Raw genomic sequence first — 26,220 nt, 5'->3', positions numbered from 1 at the left:
TCAACGCGGGCCAAAGCGCCTCATTAGACTGGGTCGACAACGGTTGAAGGAGATCAAGCAGTGACTAGCGCCCACCCACCGGACGGCAACGGGCGAACCGGAACCGCACGCGTCAAGCGCGGCATGGCCGAGATGCTCAAGGGCGGCGTCATCATGGACGTCGTCACCCCCGAGCAGGCCAAGATCGCCGAGGGCGCCGGCGCCGTCGCCGTGATGGCGCTGGAGCGGGTGCCCGCCGACATCCGCGCCCAGGGCGGGGTGTCGCGGATGAGCGACCCGGACATGATCGAGGGCATCATCTCGGCGGTGACCATCCCGGTGATGGCCAAGGCGCGCATCGGGCACTTCGTCGAGGCGCAGATCCTGCAGAGCCTCGGGGTGGATTACGTAGACGAGTCGGAGGTGCTCACCCCCGCCGACTACACCCACCACATCGACAAGTGGAAGTTCACCGTGCCGTTCGTGTGCGGCGCCACCAACCTCGGCGAGGCTTTGCGACGGATCAACGAGGGCGCCGCCATGATCCGCTCCAAGGGCGAGGCCGGCACCGGGGACGTCTCCAACGCGACCACGCACATGCGGGCGATCGGCGGCGAGATCCGCCGCCTGACGTCGCTGTCCGAAGACGAATTATACGTTGCCGCAAAGGAATTGCAGGCGCCCTACGAACTCGTCGTCGAGGTGGCCCGGGCAGGCAAGCTGCCGGTCACCATGTTCACGGCCGGTGGCATCGCCACCCCCGCCGACGCGGCGATGATGATGCAGCTCGGCGCCGAGGGCGTCTTCGTGGGCTCGGGCATCTTCAAGTCCGGCGACCCCGCCCAGCGCGCGGCGGCCATCGTCAAGGCCACCACCTTCTACGACGATCCCGACGTGCTGGCCAAGGTCTCGCGTGGGCTGGGGGAGGCGATGGTCGGCATCAACGTCGAGCAGATCGCGCAGCCCCATCGGCTGGCCGAACGCGGCTGGTAAGCCGAGGGCTATTGGTGGCGATCGAAGAGATCCTTGATCTCGAGCAGCTCGAGGTCAACATCTACCGGGGCAGCATCTTCAGCCCGGAATCGGGATTCCTGCAGCGCACCTTCGGCGGTCATGTCGCCGGCCAGTCGCTGGTGTCGGCGGTGCGCACCGTCGACCCGCGCTACCAGGTCCACTCGTTGCACGGCTACTTCCTGCGGCCCGGGGACGCCAAGGAGCGCACGGTGTTCATCGTGGAGCGCACCCGCGACGGCGGCTCGTTCGCGACCCGGCGCGTCAACGCCATTCAGCACGGCGAGATCATCTTCAGCATGGGCGCGTCCTTCCAGACCGACCAGGAAGGCATCCACCACCAGGACCCCATGCCGCCCGCGCCGCCGCCCGACGGCCTGCCGGGGCTGGACTCGGTCAAGGTGTTCGACGACGCCGGGTTCAAGCAGTTCGCGGAGTGGGACGTGTGCATCGTGCCGCGCGAGCGCCTGCAGCTCACGCCGGGAAAGGCCGCCCAGCAGCAGGTCTGGTTCCGCCACCGTGACCCGCTGCCCGACGACCCGGTGCTGCACATCTGCGCGCTGGCCTACATGAGCGACCTGACCCTGCTGGGGTCGGCGCAGGTCACCCACCTCGACGTGCGCGAGCACCTGCAGGTGGCGTCGCTGGACCACGCGATGTGGTTCATGCGGGCGTTCCGGGCCGACGAGTGGCTGCTGTATGACCAGTCCTCCCCGTCGGCCAACGGCGGCCGCGCGCTGTGCCAGGGCAAGATCTTCACCCAATCCGGCGAGATGGTCGCGGCGGTCATGCAGGAGGGGCTGACCCGCTTCAAGCGGGGATATCACCAGTGAGCGCCCCCCGGATCGGGGTCCTCGCGCTGCAGGGCGATACCCGCGAGCACCTGGCGGCCCTGCGCGAAGCCGGGGCCGAGTCGATGCCCGTGCGCCGGCGCGGTGAGCTGGAGGCGGTCGACGGGCTGGTCATCCCCGGTGGGGAATCGACGACCATGAGCCACCTGCTGGGAGACCTCGGCCTGCTGGAGCCGTTGCGCGGGCTGCTGGCCGACGGGCTGCCCGCCTACGGCGCGTGCGCCGGGATGATCCTGCTGGCCAGCGAGATTCTCGACGCCGGGGCGGGCGGGAGGGAGGCGCTGCCCCTGCGCGCGATCGATATGACCGTGCGGCGCAACGCCTTTGGACGACAGGTCGACTCGTTCGAAGGGGACATCGACTTCGCGGGCCTCGACGATCCGGTGCGGGCGGTGTTCATCCGCGCGCCGTGGGTCGAGCGGGTCGGTGACGGCGTGGAGGTGCTGGCCAGCGCCGCCGGTCACGTCGTCGCGGTGCGCCAGGGCCGCAAGCTGGCGACGGCGTTTCACCCCGAGGTGACCGGCGACCGGCGGATCCACCACATGTTCGTCGACATGGTGACCGGCTGACGGCCGAGGCCGTCAGGGCGTTCGGTGTGCAGTCCGGGTTTTCAGTGTGCGTCCAGGGCGACGCTCCCCGGGCGGGTCGCCGCCGCCAGCGCACACTCAACGCCGTCACCGCACAGCCAAAGCCCTCAGCGCACACTCTCGCCGGAAGTCGTGACTGCGGGAACCCTGCGACCGGAGTGAAGTGCCCGGTCGTCGGCCGCAGACATCCACGTAGACTCGACTGGCGAACTTTCCAGACATAGAAGAGGTAAGAGACACCGATGAGCGGCCATTCCAAGTGGGCCACCACCAAGCACCAAAAGGCCGTCAAAGATGCGCGCCGCGGCAAGGAATTCGCCCGGCTGATCAAGAACATCGAGGTCGCCGCCCGCACCGGCGGCGGTGACCCCGCCGGCAACCCGACGCTGTATGACGCCATCCAGAAGGCGAAGAAGACCTCGGTGCCCAACGACAACATCGAGCGGGCCCGCAAGCGCGGCGCGGGCGAGGAAGCCGGTGGCGCCGACTACCAGACGATCATGTACGAGGGCTACGGGCCCAACGGCGTCGCGGTCCTGATCGAATGCCTGACCGACAACCGCAACCGGGCGGCGGGCGAGGTCCGGGTGGCCGTCACCCGCAACGGCGGCAACATGGCCGACCCCGGCTCGGTGTCCTACCTGTTCACCCGCAAGGGCGTCGTCACGCTGGAGAAGAACGGCCTGACCGAGGACGACGTGCTGACGGCGGTGCTCGACGCCGGCGCCGAGGACGTCAACGACCTCGGCGAGAGCTTCGAGATCATTTCCGAGCCGACCGACCTGGTCGCGGTGCGCACCGCGCTGCAGGACGCCGGCATCGACTACGAGTCCGCCGAGGCGAGCTTCCAGCCGTCGGTCAGCGTGCCGGTCGACGTCGAGGGCGCGCGCAAGGTGTTCAAGCTGGTCGACGCGCTGGAGGACAGCGACGACGTGCAGAACGTGTGGACCAACGTGGACCTGTCCGACGAGGTGCTCGCCGCCCTCGACCAGGAGTAATTCACCTCCTTCGCCTCGCCGAGCGTGCACTCAGGGCGAGATTTCGGCCGATTTTTCGCCCTCACTGCACGCTCGGCGCAAGGGATTACGCAAGGGATCTAGTCGTACCCGTGCCGCATGTCCTCGACGATGCGCGGATTGTCCAGGGTCGACGGCTCCACGGGCCGCGGCGCGACGTCGCCGGAGAACACGCACGCGGCCTGAAGCACCTGCTGGTTGAGGAAACGCAGCGGGGGAGCGTCGGGCGGCACCGTCGGCGTGGGTGCGGTATCGGCGCGCTGCGCCAGGGCGAATCCCCAATCGCCGAACGTCGGCACGTGCACGTGATACGGCGTGACCGCATAGCCCGCCGCCCGGATCGTCGACACCGTGCGCCAGTAGGCCGTCGGCGTGGAAAAGGGGCTGCCCGCTTGCACCGCCATCAGCCCGCCGGGCGCCAGCGCCCGCGCGGCCAGCGCGTAGAACTCGGCCGAATACAGCCGGCCCAGCACGGGTGTGTCGGGATCGGGAAGGTCGACGATGATCGCGTCGAACCGGTCGAGGTCGGGTCCGCGCAACCAGTTCATCGCGTCCTGCGTCACCACGGCCACCCGCGGGTTGTCCAACGAACCGCCGTTGGCGCCACGCAGCGTGGTGCGTGCGATGTCGATCACCGCAGGGTCGAGCTCGACCTGCACGATCTTGGAAACGCCTGGCAGGCGCAGCAACTCGCGGGCCACCAGGCCGTCGCCCCCGCCGAGCACCAGCACCGAACGCGCGCCCTTGCCGACGGCGGGGTACACCAGGCTTTCGGTGTAGCGGTATTCGTCCCGGGTGGAGAATTGCAGCCCGCCGTCGAGGTACAGGCGGGTGTCGTTGCCGCGGCGGGTCACCACGATCTCCTGGTAGGGCGTGTGCCGGTAGGCGACGATCGGGTCGGCGTAAAGCCGTTGCCGGCTTGTGGTTTCGACGTCGGCCGAACGCAGCAGCAGGGTGGCGAGCAGCCCCAGCGCGGCGGCCAGCGCGCACAGCGCCAGCAGGAGCTGGCGCGTCGAAACCACGTGGCGCAGCAGGAAAAGCGCGACGACGGCCGCCGCCGCCAGGTTGATCATGCCGGTGGCCGCCGCGCCGCGGATCATCCCCAGCTGCGGCAGTAGCAGGAACGGCCAGACCAGCCCGCCCAGCAGCGCGCCGAGGTAGTCGGCCGCGTTGAGGTTGGCGAGCGTGCGCCCGGCGTCGGCGGCACCGGTCACCCGCCCGCTCTGCAGCAGCGTCATCAACAGCGGCACCTCGGCACCGACCAGGCCGCCGATCAGGGCCGTGCTCACCGCCAGCACCCACGTCGACCCGACGGAGCCGTCCAGGAACGCGAACACCATGTACAGCACCGCCGCGGACAGCCCGCCGATGACGCCGAGCAGCGCCTCCACGGCGATGAAGGTAATTGCCGCGTGCGCCAGCAGGGGTTTGACCAGCAGCGCGCCCACGCCCAGCGCGGCGATGTAGCCCGCCACGATCAGCGAGGTGGCGACGATGCCGCCGCCGTCGAGGCTGGCCGACAGCGTCAGCAGCGCGAGTTCGTAGATGATGCCGCAGGCCGCGCACGCCGCCACGGCGGCCAACAGCAGCGCCCGCCACCGCCCCGATACCGGCGCGGACGGCGCCGCCGGGGCCGTGGCCACGTCGACGGAGCTCATGACACCGCCGCGGCGGTCACCCCTCCCACCGCGAGCAGTATCAGCGCCACCGCGAACGAGCCGGGATGCAGCACCTGCTCGTCGATGTGCTCGTGGAAACTCCCCGGAATCAGCAGATGCATTGTGAGCAGCGCTATCCCGAGCAAAATCACCCCCATCAATCCGTACACCGCCACGCCGAGGAGCCCCTGGCCCAACTGGCTGTAGCTGTTGGCGATCGCGGTGATGATGACGACGGTCAGCGCGATGTACATCGCGCCCGCGACGATCACGGCGTTGGGGCGGCGGTCGATGAACACCAGGTGGCGCAGCTTTCCCGGGGTCAGCACGTCGACCACGTAGAACCCGACGAGCAGGACGGCCATGCCGACGACGAAGTACAGGATCGTCGCGACCGCGCCCTTCAGCACGGGATTGATGTCGACGGTTCCGATCTCGACGGCGAGGTACATGGTTGTCTCCTTTGCGGTGGTGCCATCACTTGGTTCCGCCCGGGCCGCCGGGGCTGCCTCCGGAACCGCCCGACGGGGAGCCGGGGGTGAATCCGGGACCGAGGAAGATGAACGCGCCGTGGCTGTAGCCGGCGCTCAGCGACTCGACGCGGATGCTGCACGGGTAGGTCCCGTCGGGGCCGACGATCACGATGTTGTTGGCGTACCGCAGGTATTCGGTGTTGCCGTTGTCGGCGCGCGCCTCGGGGTGCGCGTACGCGGCGAGCGTGTCGGCCGCCTGCCGTGGCGACCCGCTGCACTGGTAGCGCCTGCCGTTCACGTCGTGGGCGTACTCGTGATAGTGGCCCGCCACGTACGACGCGATGTTCTTCTGCAACAGGATGATTCCGGTGATCAGGCACACCACCGCGCCGGCCGCCAGCAGGCCGGAGATCACGAACAGGCGGGTCCGGCTCACGGTTGCCACCGGCTCGCCGTGTGAACCACCGTCCCGCCGGAGCCCGCGGGACGCCCCGGGTACAGATGCCATGTCCGCCAACGCCATCCGGCGCCGTCGGGCTCGGCGGCCAGCACGGTCAGCGCGGCGTCGTCGCCCGGGAACGTGCCGCCGAGCCAGCCCGCCTGGCGGGCGCAGCGGCCGCGCAGGTCGTGCGCGAGGCGGCGGAAGTCCGCCTCGTCGCGGACGCCGGTGCGCGATTGCAGGCGGTAGCCGGGCGCGTCGGTGCGCTCGGGCAGGTCGGCCCCGAGATTGCGTGCCGTGCAAGAGATTTCCTCGGAGAACCGGCCCGCGGCGTGCTCAACCGCGACGACGTGCGACGCGCCGAGCACCCCGAGCAGCAGCGCCCCGGCGCCGCAGGGATGGTCCAGCCGGCAGGTGGCCAGCGGCGCGGGGACCGGCGCGTTGAGCGCGAGCCCCAGCCGCTGCCCGGATACGTCCGCCGGGGTCACGGCGAGCTGATGAAGGGGCACCGGCCTGACCTCGCGCGCTAGGCGGGGCTGGGCGGGGGCGCCGCGTACACGGTGAGTTCGCCGGGCGACACGGCCTTGCCCGTCGACACCTCCCAGGGCATGTCCGGGGCCCAGCGCTCGAAGGAGAGCAGGACCGTCTCGTCCTCGTTGGTGCAGTCGACGAATTCCATCTCGCCGCCGGCCGGCAGCCCGGTGGTGCCTTCGGTCGTGTACGAGGCGCGGCCGCGTTCGGTCTCGTGAAACATCGCGCCGTCGACGACGTACGGGTCGCCGGGCCGCAGCGGGACGTCCTTGCGGGTGATCCACATCGCCAGTTCCAGTCGTCCGTCGTCCTCCTCGACGCTGAACCAGATCGGCTGGTCGCCGCCCTCGAGCAGGTGTTCCCACCAGACGAACGGTCCCTCGCGGAAGGTGACCGACCCGCGCACGATGTAGTCGGTGCCGCCGTAGCTGACGATGGCGCCGGGGCCCAGTTGGCGCGGCCCGAACTGCGGCATCGCGTCCGACGCGAGCGGATCCGGCCGCCCGGCGCGCTCGGCCGGCCGCTTGGGACGGCGCAAAGCGATGACGAGCACCACGATGGACGCGATGAACAGCACGATGGCGAGCACGACCAGCAGAGATCCCACGCGCACCCTCCGTTGCCACGATGCTTGAGCGAACGTGGGCTAAAGCTAACAGCTTTTTCGCGGCACCGGCGCGGTAACCTCGCGGCCCGGGAATCGGCCCAGAATCGGTGGCGCCGCCGCGTGTCGCAGCCGCGGCGCGTCGGTGCCGGCCGCTAGGGTATCGAACAGCTGTTCTACTAGGTGGGAGCGGGTAATGCGGGTGATGGGCGTCGACCCCGGCCTGACCCGGTGCGGGCTGTCGGTCGTCGAGAGTGGGCGCGGGCGCACCGTGGTCGCGCTCGACGTCGACGTGGTGCGCACGCCGTCGGACGCACCGCTCGCCGAGCGGCTGCTGACGATCAGTGACGCCGTCGAGCATTGGCTGGCCACGCATGAGCCCGACGTCATGGCCGTCGAGCGGGTCTTCTCCCAGCTGAACGTGTCGACGGTGATGGGCACGGCCCAGGCCGGTGGGGTGGTCGCGCTGGCGGCGGCCAGGCGCGGCATCGACGTGCACTTCCACACCCCCAGCGAGGTCAAGGCCGCGGTCACCGGCAACGGCGCGGCCGACAAGGCCCAGGTCACCGCGATGGTCACCAGAATCCTTGCGCTGCAAGCCAAACCGACGCCGGCGGACGCCGCCGACGCGCTCGCGCTGGCGATCTGCCATTGCTGGCGGGCGCCGATGATCGCCCGGATGGCCGCCGCCGAGGCGCTGGCCGCCCAGCAGCGGCAGAAATACAACGCCAAGCTCAAGGCCGCCCGATGATCGCCGCGGTGCGCGGCGAGGTGCTCGAGGTGGCGCTCGACCATGCGGTGATCGAGGCCGCCGGCGTCGGCTACCGGGTGAACGCGACGCCGTCGACGCTGTCCACGCTGCGGACCGGGACCGAGGCGCGGCTGATCACCGCGATGATCGTCCGCGAGGATTCGATGACGCTGTACGGCTTCACCGACACCGACACCCGCGACCTGTTTTTGACCCTGCTGTCGGTGTCGGGGGTCGGGCCCCGGCTGGCGATGGCGACCCTGGCCGTGCACGACGCCGGCGCGCTGCGCCGGGCGCTGCACGACGGCGACGTCGCCGCGCTGACCCGGGTGCCCGGGATCGGCAAACGCAGCGCCGAACGGATGGTCCTGGAGCTGCGGGACAAGGTGGGCGCCGCCGGTGCGGGCGCGGCCCCCGCGGGCGCCGCGCTCAACGGCCACGCGGTCCGCGGGCCGGTGATCGAGGCCCTGGTGGGCCTCGGGTTCGCCGTCAAGCAGGCCGAGGAAGCCACCGACAAGGTGCTGGCCGCCGAGCAGGACGCGACCACCTCCGGTGCGCTGCGCGCCGCCCTGTCGCTGCTGGGCAAGTCCCGATGACCCCCGCTGAGGAAGACTGGTCGGACCGCGACGTCTCCGGCGCGCTGGCGCCCGGCGAGGGCGACATCGACGTCAGCCTGCGGCCGCGCTCGCTGCGGGAGTTCATCGGCCAGCCGCGGGTGCGCGAACAGCTGCAGCTCGTCATCGAGGGCGCCAAAAACCGCGGCGGCACACCGGATCACATCCTGCTGTCCGGGCCGCCGGGGCTGGGCAAGACGTCGCTGGCCATGATCATCGCGGCCGAGCTCGGCTCCTCGCTGCGGCTGACGTCCGGCCCCGCGCTGGAACGCGCCGGCGACCTGGCGGCCATGCTGTCCAACCTGGTCGAGCACGACGTGTTGTTCATCGACGAGATCCACCGCATCGCGCGGCCCGCCGAGGAAATGCTCTACCTGGCCATGGAGGACTTCCGGGTCGACGTGGTCGTCGGCAAGGGCCCGGGCGCGACGTCGATCCCGCTGGAGGTGGCGCCGTTCACCCTGGTTGGCGCCACCACCCGGTCCGGCGCGCTGACCGGCCCGCTGCGCGATCGCTTCGGCTTCACCGCGCACATGGACTTCTACGAGCCCGCCGAGCTGGAGCGGGTGCTGGCTCGCTCCGCCGGGATCCTGGGCATCGAACTCGGCGGCGACGCGGCCGAGGAGATCGCCCGCCGCTCGCGGGGCACGCCGCGGATCGCCAACCGGCTGTTGCGCCGGGTGCGGGACTTCGCCGAGGTGCGCGCCGACGGCGTGATCACCCGCGACGTCGCCAAGTCCGCGCTGGCGGTCTACGACGTCGACGAACTGGGACTGGACCGGCTGGACCGGGCCGTGCTCTCGGCGCTGACCCGCAGCTTCGGGGGCGGCCCGGTCGGGGTGTCGACGCTGGCGGTGGCGGTCGGCGAGGAGGCGACCACCGTCGAGGAGGTGTGCGAGCCGTTCCTGGTCCGCGCCGGCATGGTCGCCCGGACCCCGCGCGGCCGGGTGGCCACCGCCCAGGCGTGGACGCACCTGGGGATGGCGCCGCCGGCCGGGGCGGCCGGTCTCGGGCAGCCCGGCCTGTTCGAGTAGCCAGCAAACGATCGCGCGGGCCCCATCCGGTTACTTCGCGGCGCCGTGGGTAACCAACCTCACAACAATCACGCCTCGTGAAGGAGATTGAAGATGAGGAACAGGCGCCACGACTACGAACGCCCTCGCGCGCTGTACATGCCGCGTACCCGCGGCGCGCTGACCGGGCTACTCCTGATTCTGTTGGGAGCTTGGGGTGCGCTGGTTCCGTTCTTCGGGCCCAACATCGACTGGGCCTACGCCACCGACCCGGCCTGGACCTGGACCGCGGCCAAAGGCTGGCTCGAGGTGCTTCCCGGGGTCGCCGCGGCGGTGGGTGGCCTGCTGGTGCTGCTCTCCGGCAACCGCGCGAACGCCGTGTTCGGCGGGTGGCTGGCGGTCCTGGGCGGCGCCTGGTTCGTCGTCGGCCGCGCGTTCGCCCCGACGCTGGGCATCGGGGACGTCGGCCAACCAGTGGCCGCGGCGGACCTGAAACGGGCCCTGCTCGAGGTCACCTACTTCACCGGCCTCGGCGCCCTGATCGTGTTCCTGGGTGGGGCGGCCGTGGCACGCCTGGCCGTTCGGCACGCGCGCGACGTCGTGGTGACCCAACCGGCGCCTGCGGCGGGCGATGCCGCCGTGCCGGCGGCCCAACCGGCCATGTACGACGAGACGGGCGGCACGGCGCCCGCACCGACGGACGCGGTGCCGGCCGACGCGGCGCCCCGCGAGCGCGGCGGGCATGGCCTGTTCCACCGCCGCCCCGGCGGCCTGTTCCACCGCCACCACGCCGGCGTCTAGGACGGTAGCCGGCAACACGAACGGCACCGGCAGCCCTTGGCTGCCGGTGCCGCTTTGCGCGAAGGTAGTGCGAGCGACCGCGAGACGAGGAGGACGCGATGATCACGACCGCGCTGCTGTTCGCCGCGCTGGCGGCGTTACTGCACGTCTACATCTTCGTGATGGAATCGTTGACCTGGACCTCGCCGCGCACCCGCGCCACCTTCGGCACCACCCCCGCGGAAGCCGAAACCACGAAGCTGCTCGCCTTCAACCAAGGCTTCTACAACTTGTTCCTCGCGATCGTCACCGGCATCGGCATCGCCGTAATTGCGTTGGGGCACACCACCGTTGGCGCGGCGCTCGTTTTCGCCGGCATCGGATCGATGGCCGCGGCCGCGGTGGTGCTGCTGGTGTCCGCGCCCGACAAGGCCCGCGCCGCGCTCGCCCAGGGCACCTTTCCGGCGATGGCGATCGTGCTGCTGTTGCTCGGCCTTCAGCAGTAACACCAGTCTCACCAGCCTCAACAACCACGGCGCTCGGTTGGCTTTCGTTTGCCGCGTGGGTTACTAGTGGAAGTCGCCGGGTACCCATCTCGAGCCGGAAACAGGCCCGGTATTCAACGAGGGGATGTCATGAAATACGCAGAAGACGGCCGAACCAGCGCGCTGAGCATGCCGCGCTCGCGAGGCGCGGTCAGCGGATTGCTCCTGGTCATTCTGGGAGCCTGGGGGGCGTTAATACCGTTTGTCGGTCCACACTTCAACTTCGCCTACACGCCGGACCGAAACTGGGCGTGGAGCACGGCCCGGGGCTGGCTGGAAGTCGCGCCGGGCGCGGCCACCGCGCTGGGCGGCCTGCTGCTGATCGTTGCCGGCAACCGCGTCGCCGCGATGTTGGGCGGCTGGCTGGCCGTGCTGGCCGGCGCCTGGTTCGTGGTGGGCGGCGACGTCGCCCCGCTGCTGGGAATCGGCTCCGCCGGTGACCCGATAGCCGCGACCGACCGCAAGCGCGCGGTGCTCGAGGTCACCTACTTCTCGGGCCTGGGCGCGCTGATCATCTTCATCGGAGGTGTCGTGTTGGCGCGCACCGCCGTGCGCCTGGCGCGCGACGTGCAGCCGCTGGCGCCGGCCACCACGGGCACACCGACCGTTGAGCCGTATCGGGATTCGGTTTACGAGCAGCCGGCCGAGGTCTCCTCGGGTGCGCTGACCAAGCCGCGCGCGTCGTCTGACCCCGAACCAAAGCGGGGATGGCGCCGCCACCGGGCGGGCGCGGGATCAGGGGGCAACGCCGCATATCTGCGTTGGCCGCACCCGCAGCAGTAGTCGGCACACCGAAACAGGTCGCCCAGCCCCAAAAGGGCTGGGCGACCTGCTGTTTGGCTCACCTCAGAGGAGTCCGAGCAACTCCAGGTCGGTGATGTACTTGACGATCACCGGCGCCGAGACGTGCGGGATGTCTTTGTCGGGGCCGATTTTCGCTTCCTGCACCGCGGCACGGAACACGTCGGTGGGCGCCATCGAGCCGTTGATCGGCTTTTCCGGCTTCTGGTAGTTGTGCAGCAGCGGCAGCAGCGAGTACTGACGCTGCCGATCGGGCAGGGCCCGCAGCGAGGTCTCGAAGCGCCGCAGCCACTCGGAGTAATCGGCGATCCGCTCGATCGAATACCCGGCCTCGATCAGCCAATCGATGTACTCATCCAGCCCGATGCCGTCGTCGTAGGGGTTCATCACGTGGTAGGTCTGAAAGCCCGTGTCGCTGTCGGTGATTTGGGTCCCCAGCGTCGAGATCGCCGCGGCGATGAACTCGACCGGCAAACCGTCGTAGTGTGCCCGCTGGCGGTTGCCGTCGGCGTCCAGTTCGTAGAACGACCCGGGCGCGATACCGGTGGCGACCAGGCTCAGCATCAGCCGGGTGAACATGTCGGGCAGGTTGAGCTGCCCGGCATAGGTGGTGTCGGCCAGGATCATGTCGCAGCGGAACACCGTGACGGGCAGGCCGCACAGGTCGTGGGCCTCGCGCAGCAACACCTCGCCGGCCCACTTGCTGTTGCCGTAGCCGTTGGCGTAGCCGTCGTTGATCTCGCGGGTGGCGCTGATCTGGCGGATGTCGGCGTTCTCGACGAACTCACCTGGCTGGATCTGATCGCCCACCCCGATCGTCGACACGTAGGTGTAGGGCTTTTGCCTGGAGGTCAGCGCGATCCGGATCAGCTCCGCGGTGCCCAGGGCGTTGGGGCCGAACAGCTCGCTGTAGGGCAGCACGTGGTTGACCAGCGCGGCGGGGTCGACGATGACGTCGACCTCCTCGGCCAGTCGCTGCCAGGTCTGGGGGTCCAGGCCGAGGTTGGCCTCACCCTTGTCGCCGGCGATGACCTCGAGGTGGTCGGCGGCCAGCCGCTGGTAGTGCGCCAGCAGTTTGGGGTCGCCGCTGTCGAAGGTCTTGTCCAGCCGGGCGCGCGCCTCCTCATCGGTGCGGGCCCGCACCAGGGCGATGACCTTGCCGTCGACCATGTCCATCCGCTCGAGCCAGTCCAGCGCCAGGTAGCGGCCCAAAAAGCCGGTCGCGCCGGTCAACAGCACGGTGCGCACCTCGGTGGCCGGCTTGGGCAGGCTGGGCGCGGCGGCCAGGGTCGCCTCGTCGAGGAACTTGTCCAGCGTGAGGTCACTGGCGTGCACCATGGTCGCACCGCGACCGTGCACGGCGGCGAACGTCGGGCGCTTGGAGCCCTGCCGCTCGGCCTCGATGTAGGCGGCGATCCCCGCCAGGTCGTTGGCCGGGCTGACGATCACCCCCACCGGCACGTCGACATCGAAGATCTCGCGCAGCAGGTTGCCGAAGGTCAACGCCGACAACGAGTCTCCACCAAGATCGGTGAAGTGGGCATCTGCGGACAGATCCCCGGCCGTCGCACCCAGCAGGGCGGCCGCGGCCCGGCTCACGGTCTGGGCCACCGGCGCCGCCGCGCCGCTGCGGCGCAGTTCGGCCAACTCGTTGGCCTGTCCCGCGGCCAGCTCGGCATACATCTGCTCGAGCCGATCCCCGTAGTGCGCCTTGAGCTTGGGCCACGCCAGCTTGCGGATCCCGGTCAGCAGGCCGTTTTCCAGGGTGAACGGCGTGGTCTCGATGATGAAGTCGCGCGGCACCTCGTAGGACTGCAGGCCGGTCTCCTTGGCGACCTTCTGCAGCGAGTCGGCGATCTTCGGCTTGAGCGACTCAAGATCGTTGTCCGCCAACGCTTCCTCGGTCGGCACCACCACGGCCAGCAGGTAGGGCTGGGAGCTGTTGCCGTAAACGTAGATCTGGCGGATCCGCGGGCTGTTGCCGAACACCGCCTCCAGCTTGGCCAGCGTCACGAACTCGCCCTGGGCCAACTTGAGCACGTTGTTGCGGCGATCGACATACACCAGCCGGTCCGGCGCGATCTCGGCGAACACGTCACCGGTGCGGTAATAACCGTCCTCGTCGAACACGTTCGCGGTGGTCTCGGCCCGCTTGTAATAACCCGGGAACATGTTCTCGGTCCGCAGCAACAACTCACCGCGCGGATGCGGACGGTCGGTGCTGAAATAGCCCAGATCCGGAACGTCGACCAGCTTGTAATCAATAACCGGCGGACGCTGAATCTCCCCGTCGAACAACACCATTCCGGCCTCGGTGGAGCCGTAGCCGTCCATCAGGTGCATCTGCAGGAGCGACTCGGCCCACGCCTTGAGCTCCGGCGAGGTGGGTGCCGAGCCCGTCATCGCGAAGATGAACCGCCCGCCCAGCAGGTACTGGCGCTGTTCTTCCAACACCGCAGCCGCCACAGTCTCGCGGGCCTCCGGGCCCGCATCGCCGTCGGCCAGCCGCCGCTCGACCTGGCGCTGGAATTCGCCGTACAGCGTCTCCCAGATGCGGGGGACGAAGTTCATCTCGGTGGGCCGCACCAACTCGAGGTCCTCGAGCAGGGTGGACAGGTCGCTGCGGGCGGCGAAGTACGCGGTGCCGCCGTTGCCCAGCGTGCCGTAGAGGATTCCGCGCCCCATGACGTGGCTCATCGGCATGAAGTTGAGGGTGATCGACGCGGCGCTTTCCCCGAACCAGTTCTTGCTCCCGCGCCGCCACATCTTGCCGACGTTGCTCTGCGGGTACATCGCGCCCTTGGGCGCGCCGGTGCTGCCGGAGGTGTAGATCAGCAGGGCCAGCGAGTCCTCGTCGCTCGCCGGCGGCTCGACGGCCGGCAGGTCCTTGCCGCGCCGCAGCACGTCGGCGAGAGCCTCGACCGCGACGCCGGAGTCGGCCAACCGCGCGGCGGCGGCCTCCACGGCCTCGCGCTGGTCGTCGACCTGGGGCTGGTAGTCGAACACGACGAGCTTGCCGGGCACGTGGTCGCCGGCCAGGATCAGCTCCACCGCGTCGGGCAGCTGGTTGACGCTCGAGGCGATCAGGCTGGGCTCGGTCTCGGCGACGATCGGCTGCAACGAGGAGATCGCCGCGCTGGTCTGCAGCGGCACCGACACGGCCCCGATGGTGCCCAGCGCGATGTCGATGGTGGCGTAGTCAACGCTGTTGAAGCCGAGCACGCAGACGCGGTCGCCGGGGCGCACCGCGTCGCCGGCCCAGGCACGGCCGAGGGCCGAAACCCGTTCGCCGAGTTCGCCATACGTGATGGTCTCGAAACGGGGGAGCAGCTCGGCCGTCGTCCGCCCGGTCTTGGCGTCGGTGACGAACTCCACGACGCGCTGCGCCAGGGCAGGCCGGTCGGCGTAGCCGTCGAGCACGGTCCGGATGATCTGCGGCAGCCGCAGCCCGGGCGCTTCGGTGGCGGCGGTGATGGCCGGGTCCGGTCGGGCGGCGGCGAATTGGGGGTCGTTGGCGATGAGTTCCTCGATGCGACGGTCGAGGTGTTCGTCATGAATGGCAGTCGACATAAACAGATCCCTTGCGAATGAAAGATAGCGAGTCAATAAGCGCGTCGGCGCTGACACATAGAACGTTAGCTAAAGTAACGGTATTCCACCATGATACGGCCTATGGCGTGTTGTGAGATTGCCCACGGGGGCGGGGCCTTACAGGTCGCGCAACAACCCGCTCAGGATGTCGATTCCCTCGGCCAGCAGCTCGTCGCCGATGGTCAGCGGCGGCAGCAGCCGGATGATGTTGCCGAACATGCCGCAGGTCAGGACGATGACGCCGGCCGCCTGGGCGGCGACGGTCAGCTTTTGGGTCAGCTCCTTGTCGGGCTCGGCGGTCCCCGACTTCACCAACTCGATCGCGATCATCGCGCCGCGGCCGCGGACGTCGCCGATCCGGTCGTCGCCGGCCTGCAGCCGCAGCAGCGGTTCGGTGATCAGCCGCTCCAGCTGCTGGGCCCGCTCGACCAGCCCGTCGCTCTCGATCGTCTCGATCGTGGCCAACGCCGCCGCGCAGGCCAGGGGGTTGCCGCCGAAGGTGCCGCCGAGGCCGCCGACGTGCGGCGCGTCCATGATGTTGGCCCGGCCGGTGACCGCCGACAGGGGAAGCCCGTCGGCGATCGCCTTGGCGGTGCAGATCAGGTCGGGCTCGATGCCCTCGTGTTCGCAGGCGAACATGGCGCCCGAGCGCGCGAAACCGGTCTGCACCTCGTCGGCGATGAACACCACGTCGTTCCTGCGGCACCACTCCAGCAGGGTGGGCAGGAATCCCTCGGCCGGCACGATGAACCCGCCTTCGCCCTGGATCGGCTCGATCAGGAGGGCGGCCAGGTTGTCGGCGCCGATCTGGCTGTCGATGACCCGGATGGCCCGCGCGGCGGCCTTCTCCCCGTCGGTGGCCAGCTCCTTGTCGATCAGGCCGTCCCGATAGGGGTAGGACAGCGGCGCCCGGTAGACCTCCGGCGCGAACGGGCCGAAGCCGGCCTTGTAGGGCATGGACTTCGCGGTCAGCGCCATCGTCAGGTTGGTGCGGCCGTGGTAGGCGTGGTTGAACGCCACCACCGCCGACTTGCGCGTGTAGGCGCGCGCCACCTTGACGGCGTTCTCGACGGCCTCGGCGCCGGAATTGAACAGCACCGAGCGCTTCTCGCCGGAGCCCGGGGTGATCCGGTTGAGCGTCTCGGCCACCGCGACGTACGACTCGTACGGCGTCACCATGAAGCAGGTGTGGGTGAACTCGGCGACCTGCGCGCGCACCGCGTCGACCACCCGGGGCGCCGAGTTGCCGATGGTCGTCACCGCGATGCCGGAGCCGAGGTCGATGAGCCGGTTGCCGTCGACGTCCTCGATGATGCCGCCGCCGGCGCGAGCCACGAAGACCGGGACGGAGACGTTGACCGCGTGCGACACCGCCGCCGCCCGGCGCTTGCTCAGTTCCAGCGAGAGCGGGCCGGGGATCTCGGTGACCAGTTGGCGAGTCTGCTCGAGGCCGGCCACCACGTACTCCCTCCCGCGGCGCGCGTGTCACGCCACGTTGAAAGCCTATCGAGCTCGCCTCCGGCGGGCATCGGTCGCACCGCGGCGGCCGGTCACGGGCCGCGGCCTGCCAGACTGAACGGGCACACTGGACCGTGATGAGGTGCGCGGCGTCCGCGTCGCACCGGCACCCACCCCCGAAATCCGAAGAAAGAAAGACACAGGCGCGCCCATGGAGAGTTTGATCCTGTTCCTGCCGTTCCTGCTCATCATGGGCGGGTTCATGTATTTCGCGTCGCGGCGCCAGAAGCGCGCGATGCAGGCCACCATCGACCTGCACGAGTCGTTGAGCCCGGGCGACCGGGTGCACACCACGTCGGGCCTGCAGGCCACCGTCGTCGCGATCACCGACGACACCGTCGACCTCGAGATCTCCCCCGGCGTGGTGACCACCTGGATGAAGCTGGCGATCCGCGACCGCATCCTGCCCGACGACGACGAGGATCTAGTCGACGGGGACGAGCCCGCCGACGAGGGCTCGGTCGCCAAGGATTCCTGACGCCTAATACTTCGGGGGAGGGCGGCTTGCGCGACGGGCTCCTCGGGGCCACGTAGGCTTTTCTAGGCTCTGTCCGGGGTAAGTAACCGATTCTCGAGGAGATAGAAGGAACGTGGCATCGTCTTCGGCGCCGGTGCACCCTGCCCGCTACCTGTCGGTCTTCTTGGTGTTGCTCATCGGCGTCTACCTGCTGGTGTTCCTCACCGGCGACAAGCGCGCCGCCCCCAAGCTCGGGATCGACCTGCAGGGCGGCACCCGCGTCACGCTGACCGCGCGCACCCCGGACGGCTCGCGCCCCAGCCGCGAGGCGCTGGCGCAGGCGCAGCAGATCATCGGCGCCCGCGTCAACGGGCTCGGCGTGTCCGGCTCTGAGGTCGTCGTCGACGGCGACAACCTGATCATCACGGTCCCCGGCAACGACGGCAACGAGGCCCGCAACCTGGGCCAGACGGCCCGGCTGTACATCCGTCCGGTGCTCAACTCGATGCCGGCCCAAAGCGCCGAGCCCAAGCCCCCGGCGCACCAGCCCGCGCCCGGCCAGCCCGCCCCGGGGCAGCCCGCGCCCGCAGAACCCGGGCCCGCAGAACCCGGGCCCAGCGGCCAACCCGCACCGGGCCAACCGGCCCCGCCCCCGGCCGGACAGCCCGCGCCGGGGACCAAGCCGGGCGCCCAGCCCCGGCCCTACCCGCAGGACCCGCCGCCGGCGCCCACCCCCGCGCCTCCCGCTCCGGCTCCAGGGGCCCCGGCGCCCGCCCCGGCCACCCCGGCCCCCGGGGCGCCGCCGGCCGAGCAGCCCGCGTCGCCGGATCCGCGCAAGGACCTCGCCGAGCGCATCGCCGACGAGAAGAAGTGGCGGCAGAGCACCCGGCAGGGCATCCAGTTCCTGGCCCTGCAGTTCCAGGCGACGCGCTGCGACAAAGAAGACATCCTGGCCGGCAACGACGACCCCACCCAGCCGCTGATCACCTGCTCGACCGACCACAAGGTCGCGTATCTGCTGGGGCCCTCGATCATCAGCGGTGACCAGATCCAGGACGCCACCTCGAGCCAGAACCAGCGCGGCATCGGCTACGTCGTCGACCTTCAGTTCAAGTCCGCGGCGGCCAACACCTGGGCGGACTTCACCGCCGCCCATATCGGCACCCAGACCGCGTTCACGCTGGACTCGCAGGTCGTCAGCGCCCCGATGATCCAAGAAGCCATCCCCGGCGGCCGCACCCAGATCAGCGGCGGCGACCCGCCGTTCACCGCGGCGACCGCCAAGCAGCTGGCCAACGTCCTGAAATACGGTTCGTTGCCGCTGTCGTTCGAATCGTCGGAGGCCCAAACCGTCTCGGCGACACTGGGTTTGACGTCGCTGCGCGCGGGGCTAATCGCCGGCGCGATCGGCTTGGTCCTGGTGCTGCTGTATTCGCTGCTCTACTACCGGGTGCTGGGACTGCTCACGGCGCTGTCGCTGGCCGCTTCCGGCGCAATGGTTTTCGCGATCCTGGTGATCCTGGGCCGCCAGATCAACTACACCCTCGACCTGGCGGGCATCGCCGGTCTGATCATCGGTATCGGCACCACCGCGGACTCGTTCGTCGTCTTCTTCGAACGCATCAAAGACGAGATCCGCGAAGGGCGTTCGTTCCGGTCGGCGGTGCCGCGCGGGTGGACGCGGGCGCGCAAGACGATCGTATCGGGCAACGCGGTCACCTTCCTGGCCGCCGCGGTGCTCTACGCGCTGGCGATCGGCCAGGTGAAGGGCTTCGCATTCACGTTGGGCCTCACCACGATCCTGGACCTGGTGGTGGTGTTCCTGGTGACGTGGCCGCTGGTCTACCTGGCCTCCAAGTCACCGACGTTGGCGAAGCCCGCATACAACGGCCTGGGCGCAATCCAGCAGGTCGCCCGCGAACGCCGGGGTTCGTCGCAGGTCACGACGGGACGGGGATGACGTGATGGCCTCCAATGACGCGACCGAGATCACCGAAACCTCGGCAGGCACAACCGAATTGACCGCCAGCGCCGCCGGCACCGCCGGGGCGCCGCACCACAGCTTCCTGTCGCGCCTCTACACCGGCACCGGCGCGTTCGAGGTGGTCGGACGGCGGCGGTTGTGGTTCGGCATCAGCGGCGCGATCGTCGCGGTCGCGCTGCTGTCCATCCTGTTGCGGGGCTTCAGCTTCGGCATCGACTTCAACGGCGGTACCACGGTGTCGATGCCCGCCAACGGGACGCACGGCACGGTGCACACCTCCCAGGTCCAGGACGTGTTCCGCAAGACCCTCGGCAACGATGCGGAATCGGTGGTCGTCGTCGGCAACGGCGCGGCGGCGACCGTGCAGATTCGCTCCGAGACGCTGTCCAACGACCAGACGACCAAGCTGCGCAACGCGTTGTTCGACGCGTTCGGACCCAAGGGCCCCGACGGCAAGCCCAGCAAGCAGGCCATCAGCGACTCGGCGGTCTCCGAGACCTGGGGCGACCAGATCACCATGAAGGCGCTGTTCGCGCTGGTGGTATTCCTGGCGCTGGTCGGCGTGTACATCACGGTCCGCTACGAGCGGTACATGACGCTGGCCGCGATCGCGGCGATGTTCTTCGACCTGGCCGTGACGGCCGGCGTGTACTCGCTGGTGGGCTTCGAGGTCACCCCGGCCACCGTCATCGGCCTGCTGACGATCCTCGGTTTCTCCCTCTACGACACCGTCATCGTGTTCGACAAGGTCGAGGAGAACACCCACGGCTTCCAGCACAAACCCAAGCGCACCTTCGCCGAAGAGGCCAACCTGGCGATCAACCAGACGTTCATGCGGTCCATCAACACCAGCCTGATCGGCGTGCTGCCGGTGCTGGCGCTGATGGTGGTGGCGGTGTGGCTGCTGGGTGTCGGCACCCTGAAGGACCTGGCGCTGGTGCAGTTGATCGGCATCATCGTCGGCACCTACTCCTCGATCTTCTTCGCCACGCCGCTGCTGGTCAGCATGCGGGAACGCACCGAGTTGGTGCGCACCCACACCCGCCGCGTCCTGCGGCGGCGCGCCGGCGGTGCGCGCGCGGGTGCCGAGAACGCGCCGGACGCCGACGACGTCGCCGACGTCCCCGACGAGGATGCCAAGGCCGACGCCGCCGAATCGGCGTCGAGGCCGTCGGGGCCGTCCAAGCCCGCACCGAGCAAGCCTGCGCCGGGGGCCCGTCCCGTGCGGCCGACCGGGACTCGTCGTCCCACCGGCAAGCGGAACGTCGGCCGGCGGTAGACGCGATGGCCACCAGGTACCGGGGAACTGGGGCCGATGGCGCGCTAACCGGCCGGCACAATATCGCGCTGTGGATCAGCGCCGGGCTGGCGGTGGCGCTGGTCGCGGGTTTCGTGGTGACCGCGTGCGCCGGTAGCGCCGCCTCCGAGCTCGATTACGTGGTCGACGGCCCGCTGAGCACCTACAACACCAACACCGTCGCCGGCGCCGCCTCGGCCGGCGCGCAGGCCTTCGCCCGCACGCTCACCGGGTTCAGCTACCACGGGCCGGGCGGGCAGATCGTCGCCGACCGCGACTTCGGCACCGTTTCGGTGGTCGGCGGCACGCCGCTGGTGCTCGACTACCAGATCGCCGACAACGCCGTCTACTCCGACGGCAAGCCGTTGACCTGCGACGACATCGTGCTCGCGTGGGCGGCCCAGTCCGGCCGCTTCCCGGAATTCGATGCGGCCACTCAGGGCGGCTATATCGACATCGCCAACGTCGAGTGCATCCCCGGGCAGAAGAAGGCGCGGGTGTCGTTCGTCCCGGACCGCGGCGTCGTCGACTACAACCAGCTGTTCACCGCGACCTCGCTGATGCCCTCGCACGTCATCGCCGACCAGCTCAACGTCGACGTGACCGCGGCGCTGCTCAGCCACAACGCGCCGCTGGTGCAGCAGATCGCGAAGCTGTGGAACACCATCTGGGACCTCAAACCCGGTGTCGACCTCAAGCGCTTTCCGTCGTCGGGGCCCTACAAGATCGGGTCCGTCCTGGAGGGCGGGGCGGTGGTGCTCGTCGCCAACGACCGGTGGTGGGGGCCGCGGGCCATCACCAAGCGGATCACGGTGTGGCCGCAGGGGCCCGACATCCAGGACCGGGTCAACAACCGCACCGTCGACGTGGTCGACGTCGCCGCGGGCTCGTCGGGAACGCTGGCCACGCCCGACAACTACGAGCGCTCGGATGCCCCGTCCGACGGCATCGAGCAGCTGTTCTTCGCCCCGCAGGGGCCGCTGGCGGCGCCCAAGGCGCGCCGGGCCGTCGCGCTGTGCACGCCGCGCGACGCGCTGGCCCACGACGCGGGGACGCCGATCGCCAATTCACGCCTCAGCCCGGCCGGTGACGACGCCGTCACCGCGGCCGACGGGGCCGCCGAAGCCGGCCCGTTCGGCAAGGCGGATCCGGTCGCCGCGCGCAACGCGCTGGGCGGTGCGCCGCTGGCGTTGCGGATCGGCTACCAGGGGCCCAACGCGCGGCTCGCGGTCAACGTGGGCGTCATCACCAAATCGTGCGCCGCGGCCGGGATCACGGTCACCGGCGTCACGCTGGACAGCTCGGGCCCGCGGGCGTTGCGGGACGGGAAGATCGACGCGTTGCTGGCCAGCACCGGCGGCGCGACCGGCAGCGGTTCGACGGGGTCCTCGGCGCTGGACGCGTACGCCCTGCACACCGGCAACGGCAACAACCTGTCCGGATACAGCAATCCCCAGGTTGACAGCGCGATCGGGGCGCTGGCGGTGTCCGCCGATGCCGCCGAGCGCGTCAGGCTGCTGGCCGAAACCGCGCCGATCCTGTGGGGCGACATGCCCACCCTGCCGCTGTACCGGCAGCAGCGCACGTTGCTGATGTCCAAGAAGATGTACGCGGTGAGCAACAACCCGACCCGGTGGGGCGTGGGCTGGAACATGGACCGATGGGCCCTGGTGCAGTGAGGTTGCCGTGACGGACGTCGGCGGGCGGACGCCCGTGGCGGAGCTCATCGCGTCGCTGACGCGCAAGGTGGCCGACTTCCCCAAGCCCGGGATCCAGTTCAAGGACCTCACCCCGGTGTTCGCCGACGCGACGGCGATGACGGCGATCACCGGAGCGGTGGCCGAGCTCGCGTCCGGCGCCGATCTGGTGGCCGGCATCGAGGCCCGGGGGTTTTTGGTGGCCGCGGCCGTCGCCGACCGGCTAAGCACGGGCGTGTTGGCCATCCGCAAGGCCGGGAAGTTGCCGCCGCCGGTACACGCCGAGCGGTACGACCTGGAATACGGCACCGCCACGCTGGAGATCCCCGGCGAGGGCATTGACCTGCGCGGACGCAACGTGGTGATCGTCGACGACGTGCTGGCCACCGGCGGCACCCTGGCGGCGTCGGCCCGGCTGCTCGAGCGCGCCGGGGCGAACGTGGTGGCGGCGGCGGTGCTGTTCGAACTCGGTGGGTTGGGCGGCCGGGACGCGGTCGCGCCGCTGCCGGTGCACAGCCTGATGTGCGAGTAGCGCTCTCGCCTCCGGCGGCGGTGCGCGCCGCGACGGGGGTACCTCCCGGCCGCGGAGCGGCGACGGGGACGGCGCGAGCAGGAGCCGGGTCATCGGATCGAGAGGACGTATCCTCGAATTCGGAGGTGACCACACGTGGCGGATGACAACAGCGCGTCCCAGGCGCTCGACGCGCCCACCAAAGTCACGGAGCCGCCGGCCATCACGCAGCCCATGGAGGCGCCGGAGCCGCCGACCGAGTCCCTGAAGACGTCCAGCAGCGCGTCGCGGCGGGTCCGGGCGCGGCTGGCCCGGCGGATGACCGCGCAGCGCAGCACGCTCAACCCGGTGCTCGAACCGCTGGTGGCGGTGCACCGGGAGATCTACCCGAAGGCGAACGTGTCGATGCTGCAGCGCGCCTTCGAGGTCGCCGACCAGCGCCACGCCACCCAGTTGCGCCACTCGGGCGACCCGTACATCACCCACCCGCTGGCCGTCGCCACCATCCTGGCCGAATTGGGCATGGACACCACGACTTTGGTGGCCGCGCTGCTGCACGACACCGTCGAGGACACCGGCTACACCCTGGACGCCTTGAGCGAGGAATTCGGCGAAGAGGTCGGCCATCTCGTCGACGGTGTGACCAAGCTGGATCGGGTGGTGCTGGGCAGCGCCGCCGAGGGCGAGACGATCCGCAAGATGATCACCGCGATGGCGCGCGATCCCCGCGTGCTGGTGATCAAGGTGGCCGACCGGCTGCACAACATGCGCACCATGCGGTTCCTGCCGCCGGAGAAGCAGGCCCGCAAGGCGCGCGAGACGCTGGAAGTCATTGCGCCCCTTGCGCATCGGCTGGGCATGGCCAGCGTCAAGTGGGAGCTGGAAGACCTGTCGTTCGCGATCCTGCATCCCAAGAAGTACGAGGAGATCGTCCGGCTGGTCGCCGGGCGCGCGCCGTCGCGCGACACCTACCTGGCCAAGGTCCGCGCCGAGATCGTCAGCACGCTGGGCGCGTCGAAGATCAAGGCGACGGTGGAGGGCCGCCCCAAGCACTACTGGTCGATCTACCAGAAGATGATCGTCAAAGGCCGCGACTTCGACGACATCCACGACCTCGTCGGCATCCGCATCCTGTGCGACGAGATCCGGGACTGCTATGCCGCTGTGGGCGTGGTGCATTCGCTGTGGCAGCCGATGGCCGGCCGGTTCAAGGACTACATCGCCCAGCCCCGGTACGGCGTGTACCAGTCACTGCACACCACGGTCGTCGGCCCCGAGGGCAAGCCGCTGGAGGTGCAGATCCGCACCCGCGACATGCACCGCACCGCCGAGTACGGCATCGCCGCGCACTGGCGCTACAAGGAGGCCAAGGGGCGCAATGGCGTTCCGCATCCGCACGCCGCCGCCGAGATCGACGACATGGCGTGGATGCGCCAGTTGCTCGATTGGCAACGGGAGGCCGCCGACCCCGGCGAATTCCTCGAATCGTTGCGGTATGACCTTGCGGTACAAGAGATCTTCGTCTTCACCCCCAAGGGCGACGTCATCACCCTGCCGACCGGCTCCACGCCGGTGGACTTCGCCTACGCCGTGCACACCGAGGTCGGCCACCGCTGCATCGGCGCCCGGGTCAACGGGCGGCTGGTGGCTCTGGAACGCAAGCTGGAAAACGGGGAAGTCGTAGAGGTTTTCACGTCGAAGGCGGCCACCGCCGGGCCGTCGCGGGACTGGCAGCAGTTCGTGGTGTCGCCGCGCGCCAAGGCCAAGATCCGGCAGTGGTTCGCCAAGGAGCGCCGCGAGGAGGCGCTGGAGGCCGGTAAGGACGCGATGGCACGCGAGGTGCGTCGCGGGGGACTTCCGTTGCAGCGCTTGGTCAATGGCGAGACCCTGTCGGCGGTGGCCCGCGAGCTGCACTACCTCGACGTGTCCGCCCTCTACACGGCGATCGGTGAGGGGCACGTGTCGGCCCGCCACGTCGTGCAGCGGCTGCTGGCCGAACTCGGCGGCATCGACCAGGCCGAAGAAGACCTCGCCGAACGGTCCACCCCGACGACCATGCTGCGGCGCCCGCGCAGCAGCGACGACGTCGGGGTCTCGGTCCCGGGTGCCCCGGGCGTGCTGACCAAGCTGGCGAAGTGCTGCACGCCGGTGCCCGGCGACCAGATCATGGGGTTCGTCACCCGCGGCGGCGGGGTCAGCGTGCACCGCACCGACTGCACCAACGCCGCCTCGCTGCAGCAGCAGTCCGAGCGCATCATCGAGGTGCACTGGGCGCCGTCGCCGTCGTCGGTGTTCCTGGTGGCCATTCAGGTCGAGGCGCTCGACCGGCACCGGCTGCTGTCGGACGTCACGCGCGTGCTGGCCGATGAGAAGGTCAACATCCTGTCCGCGTCTGTGACCACGTCCGGTGATCGAGTTGCCATCAGCCGGTTCACCTTTGAGATGGGTGACCCCAAGCACCTCGGCCACCTGCTGAACGTGGTGCGCAACGTCGAGGGCGTGTACGACGTCTACCGCGTGACGTCGGCGGCCTGAGCCCGCTCGGACTCAGTCGAGCAGCACCGAGGTGATGGTGACCTCGGTCGCGGGTGCCCCGTCCTCGCCGCCGCCGGCGACGCCGGCCTTGGCGATCTTGTCCAGGGTGGCGAGCCCGTCGGGCTGGATGGTGCCGAACACGGTGTATTGCGGCGGCAGCTGGGAGTCCTTGTAGACCATGAAGAATTGGCTGCCGTTGGTGCCGGGCCCGGCGTTGGCCATGGCCAGGGTGCCGCGCGGGTAGAGGACGGGCTCCTGCGCCTTGGGGTCGTTCGGCGGGTACTGGTCGGTGGGGTATTCGTTGGCGAATTGGTAGCCCGGGCCGCCCGTGCCTTCGCCCTTGGGGTCGCCGCACTGCAAGACGCCCAGCCCCGGTGAGGTGGTCAGCCGGTGGCATTTGGTGTTGTCGAAGTATTTCTGGCCGACCAGGCTCGCGAAACTGTTGACGGTGCAAGGTGATTCGTTGTTGGCCAGCATCAGGCCGATGTGGCCCTGGTTGGTCACCATGCTGACGCTCACCTGCGCCGGATCGGTCGGCACCTTGCCGGTGCGCGGCGGCTTGACCTGCTTGGCCGCGGGCTCCGGTGTTGCCGGGTATTGACAGTTGGCGCCGACTTCGGCCGACGGCTTGAACGCCGGCAACGGCGGGGCGGACGGCGCGGGCCCGGCGGGCGTCGTGCTTTCCGGCGAGCTGCTGCTGGTCGTCGTCGCCGCGGTGTTGCTCTTGTGTTCGTGCTTGGTGTTGACGATCGTCAGGACCACCGCCACGACCACGGCCACGGCCACGATCGAGCCGGCCGCGATCAACACGATCCGGCGCGTCTTGGCTTGCTTCGCGCGCCGCTCCAGCTGGCGTTCGAGCTTGCGCTTGGCGTTGGCACGTCGTTGTTCGTTGGTCGGCACGGCCGCTATGCCTCCATGATTGGATCGGAGCCCCATAAACCCGTGAGGTGGCCAGCTCAGGCTAATGTGGGCGC

24 protein-coding genes are annotated in these 26,220 nt (G+C 69.8%); 16 read left to right on the top strand and 8 right to left on the bottom strand.

All coding sequences use genetic code 11. The annotated features are described in order from the left end of the window. The first annotated feature begins 123 nt into the window (after window positions 1-123). The 4 genes from pdxS (at window position 124) to OCU_RS41035 (ending at window position 3,426) form a co-directional block, all read left to right on the top strand. Entirely contained in the window at window positions 124-972 is an 849-nt protein-coding gene (pdxS, locus tag OCU_RS41050) for a pyridoxal 5'-phosphate synthase lyase subunit PdxS (RefSeq protein WP_014380523.1), read from the top strand. A 14-nt stretch (window positions 973-986) separates the two neighbouring features. Beyond that, window positions 987-1,823: an acyl-CoA thioesterase II gene (gene tesB / locus OCU_RS41045; RefSeq protein WP_014380522.1), complete on the top strand. Its 837-nt coding sequence runs from the start codon at window positions 987-989 to the stop codon at window positions 1,821-1,823. Continuing rightward, window positions 1,820-2,410 carry a pyridoxal 5'-phosphate synthase glutaminase subunit PdxT gene (pdxT, locus tag OCU_RS41040; protein ID WP_009955058.1) on the top strand — a complete coding sequence of 197 codons (591 nt, stop codon included), beginning with the start codon at window positions 1,820-1,822 and terminating at the stop codon, window positions 2,408-2,410. Before tesB ends, pdxT begins: the two co-directional genes overlap by 4 nt. Before the next feature lie 260 nt (window positions 2,411-2,670). Then, window positions 2,671-3,426: a YebC/PmpR family DNA-binding transcriptional regulator gene (locus tag OCU_RS41035; RefSeq protein WP_008258326.1), complete on the top strand. Its 756-nt coding sequence runs from the start codon at window positions 2,671-2,673 to the stop codon at window positions 3,424-3,426. Between the two features lie 98 nt (window positions 3,427-3,524). On the opposite strand, the gene OCU_RS41030 is transcribed toward OCU_RS41035, so the two are convergent. Genes OCU_RS41030 through OCU_RS41010 form a run of 5 tightly spaced genes read right to left on the bottom strand, consistent with a single transcriptional unit; the run spans window position 3,525 to window position 7,152 of the window. Continuing rightward, window positions 3,525-5,102: a polyamine aminopropyltransferase gene (locus OCU_RS41030; protein ID WP_009955060.1), complete on the bottom strand. Its 1,578-nt coding sequence runs from the start codon at window positions 5,100-5,102 to the stop codon at window positions 3,525-3,527. Further along, window positions 5,099-5,554 carry a DUF350 domain-containing protein gene (locus OCU_RS41025; RefSeq protein WP_009955061.1) on the bottom strand — a complete coding sequence of 152 codons (456 nt, stop codon included), beginning with the start codon at window positions 5,552-5,554 and terminating at the stop codon, window positions 5,099-5,101. The genes OCU_RS41030 and OCU_RS41025 overlap by 4 nt, the downstream gene beginning before the upstream one ends. A 25-nt stretch (window positions 5,555-5,579) precedes the next feature. Further along, window positions 5,580-6,011, bottom strand: a complete 432-nt coding sequence (locus tag OCU_RS41020; RefSeq protein ID WP_009955062.1) for a DUF4247 domain-containing protein — start codon at window positions 6,009-6,011, stop codon at window positions 5,580-5,582. Continuing rightward, the gene (locus OCU_RS41015) at window positions 6,008-6,523 is read right to left on the bottom strand and encodes a DUF2617 family protein (RefSeq protein WP_026071314.1); all 516 of its coding nucleotides are present in this window, start codon (window positions 6,521-6,523) and stop codon (window positions 6,008-6,010) included. The genes OCU_RS41020 and OCU_RS41015 overlap by 4 nt, the downstream gene beginning before the upstream one ends. A gap of 17 nt (window positions 6,524-6,540) precedes the next feature. Next, window positions 6,541-7,152, bottom strand: a complete 612-nt coding sequence (locus OCU_RS41010; RefSeq protein ID WP_009956149.1) for a DUF4178 domain-containing protein — start codon at window positions 7,150-7,152, stop codon at window positions 6,541-6,543. Between the two features lie 193 nt (window positions 7,153-7,345). Between OCU_RS41010 and ruvC the strand changes: the two genes are divergently transcribed. The 6 genes from ruvC to OCU_RS40980 all read left to right on the top strand — a co-directional run bounded on the left by ruvC (window position 7,346) and on the right by OCU_RS40980 (window position 11,635). Continuing rightward, window positions 7,346-7,900, top strand: coding sequence for a crossover junction endodeoxyribonuclease RuvC (gene ruvC / locus OCU_RS41005; protein ID WP_009956150.1), 555 nt, complete (start codon window positions 7,346-7,348; stop codon window positions 7,898-7,900). Next, the gene (gene ruvA / locus OCU_RS41000; protein ID WP_014380520.1) at window positions 7,897-8,496 is read left to right on the top strand and encodes a Holliday junction branch migration protein RuvA; all 600 of its coding nucleotides are present in this window, start codon (window positions 7,897-7,899) and stop codon (window positions 8,494-8,496) included. The genes ruvC and ruvA overlap by 4 nt, the downstream gene beginning before the upstream one ends. Continuing rightward, the gene (gene ruvB, locus OCU_RS40995) at window positions 8,493-9,548 is read left to right on the top strand and encodes a Holliday junction branch migration DNA helicase RuvB (protein WP_009956162.1); all 1,056 of its coding nucleotides are present in this window, start codon (window positions 8,493-8,495) and stop codon (window positions 9,546-9,548) included. The genes ruvA and ruvB overlap by 4 nt, the downstream gene beginning before the upstream one ends. Window positions 9,549-9,641: 93 nt before the next feature. Continuing rightward, a complete protein-coding gene (locus OCU_RS40990; protein ID WP_020188556.1) occupies window positions 9,642-10,328 on the top strand; it encodes a hypothetical protein in 687 nt (228 codons plus the stop codon). Window positions 10,329-10,426: 98 nt separating this feature from the next. After that, complete coding sequence (locus OCU_RS40985; protein WP_008258316.1) at window positions 10,427-10,813, top strand: DUF1304 domain-containing protein; 387 nt, start codon at window positions 10,427-10,429, stop codon at window positions 10,811-10,813. Window positions 10,814-10,942: 129 nt separating this feature from the next. Then, window positions 10,943-11,635: a hypothetical protein gene (locus tag OCU_RS40980; RefSeq protein WP_009953663.1), complete on the top strand. Its 693-nt coding sequence runs from the start codon at window positions 10,943-10,945 to the stop codon at window positions 11,633-11,635. Window positions 11,636-11,698: 63 nt separating this feature from the next. On the opposite strand, the gene car is transcribed toward OCU_RS40980, so the two are convergent. Beyond that, window positions 11,699-15,223: a carboxylic acid reductase gene (gene car, locus OCU_RS40975; protein ID WP_014380518.1), complete on the bottom strand. Its 3,525-nt coding sequence runs from the start codon at window positions 15,221-15,223 to the stop codon at window positions 11,699-11,701. 138 nt (window positions 15,224-15,361) lie between these two features. Then, complete coding sequence (gene gabT / locus OCU_RS40970) at window positions 15,362-16,702, bottom strand: 4-aminobutyrate--2-oxoglutarate transaminase (RefSeq protein ID WP_009953660.1); 1,341 nt, start codon at window positions 16,700-16,702, stop codon at window positions 15,362-15,364. A 211-nt stretch (window positions 16,703-16,913) separates the two neighbouring features. Between gabT and yajC the strand changes: the two genes are divergently transcribed. The 6 genes from yajC (at window position 16,914) to OCU_RS40940 (ending at window position 25,243) form a co-directional block, all read left to right on the top strand. Continuing rightward, the gene (gene yajC / locus OCU_RS40965) at window positions 16,914-17,240 is read left to right on the top strand and encodes a preprotein translocase subunit YajC (RefSeq protein ID WP_008258310.1); all 327 of its coding nucleotides are present in this window, start codon (window positions 16,914-16,916) and stop codon (window positions 17,238-17,240) included. Window positions 17,241-17,352: 112 nt separating this feature from the next. Then, the gene (secD, locus tag OCU_RS40960) at window positions 17,353-19,179 is read left to right on the top strand and encodes a protein translocase subunit SecD (protein WP_014380515.1); all 1,827 of its coding nucleotides are present in this window, start codon (window positions 17,353-17,355) and stop codon (window positions 19,177-19,179) included. 4 nt (window positions 19,180-19,183) lie between these two features. After that, entirely contained in the window at window positions 19,184-20,482 is a 1,299-nt protein-coding gene (secF, locus tag OCU_RS40955; RefSeq protein WP_009955490.1) for a protein translocase subunit SecF, read from the top strand. 5 nt (window positions 20,483-20,487) lie between these two features. Continuing rightward, entirely contained in the window at window positions 20,488-22,179 is a 1,692-nt protein-coding gene (locus OCU_RS40950; RefSeq protein ID WP_014380513.1) for an ABC transporter substrate-binding protein, read from the top strand. Between the two features lie 7 nt (window positions 22,180-22,186). Next, entirely contained in the window at window positions 22,187-22,729 is a 543-nt protein-coding gene (locus tag OCU_RS40945; RefSeq protein WP_029384615.1) for an adenine phosphoribosyltransferase, read from the top strand. A 201-nt stretch (window positions 22,730-22,930) separates the two neighbouring features. Beyond that, window positions 22,931-25,243 (top strand): RelA/SpoT family protein, encoded by a 2,313-nt coding sequence (locus OCU_RS40940; RefSeq protein WP_373368571.1) that lies wholly within the window; start codon window positions 22,931-22,933, stop codon window positions 25,241-25,243. Between the two features lie 12 nt (window positions 25,244-25,255). Here the strand turns inward: OCU_RS40940 and OCU_RS40935 are convergent, their stop codons facing one another. Beyond that, window positions 25,256-26,146, bottom strand: coding sequence for a peptidylprolyl isomerase (locus OCU_RS40935; RefSeq protein WP_009954372.1), 891 nt, complete (start codon window positions 26,144-26,146; stop codon window positions 25,256-25,258). Between the last annotated feature and the right edge of the window lie 74 nt (window positions 26,147-26,220).

The organism is Mycobacterium intracellulare ATCC 13950 (assembly GCF_000277125.1).
In the GTDB taxonomy this organism is placed as follows: domain Bacteria; phylum Actinomycetota; class Actinomycetes; order Mycobacteriales; family Mycobacteriaceae; genus Mycobacterium; species Mycobacterium intracellulare.
Note: the sequence above shows the minus strand (reverse complement) of the source record. Positions and strands in the feature narration are given on the sequence as shown.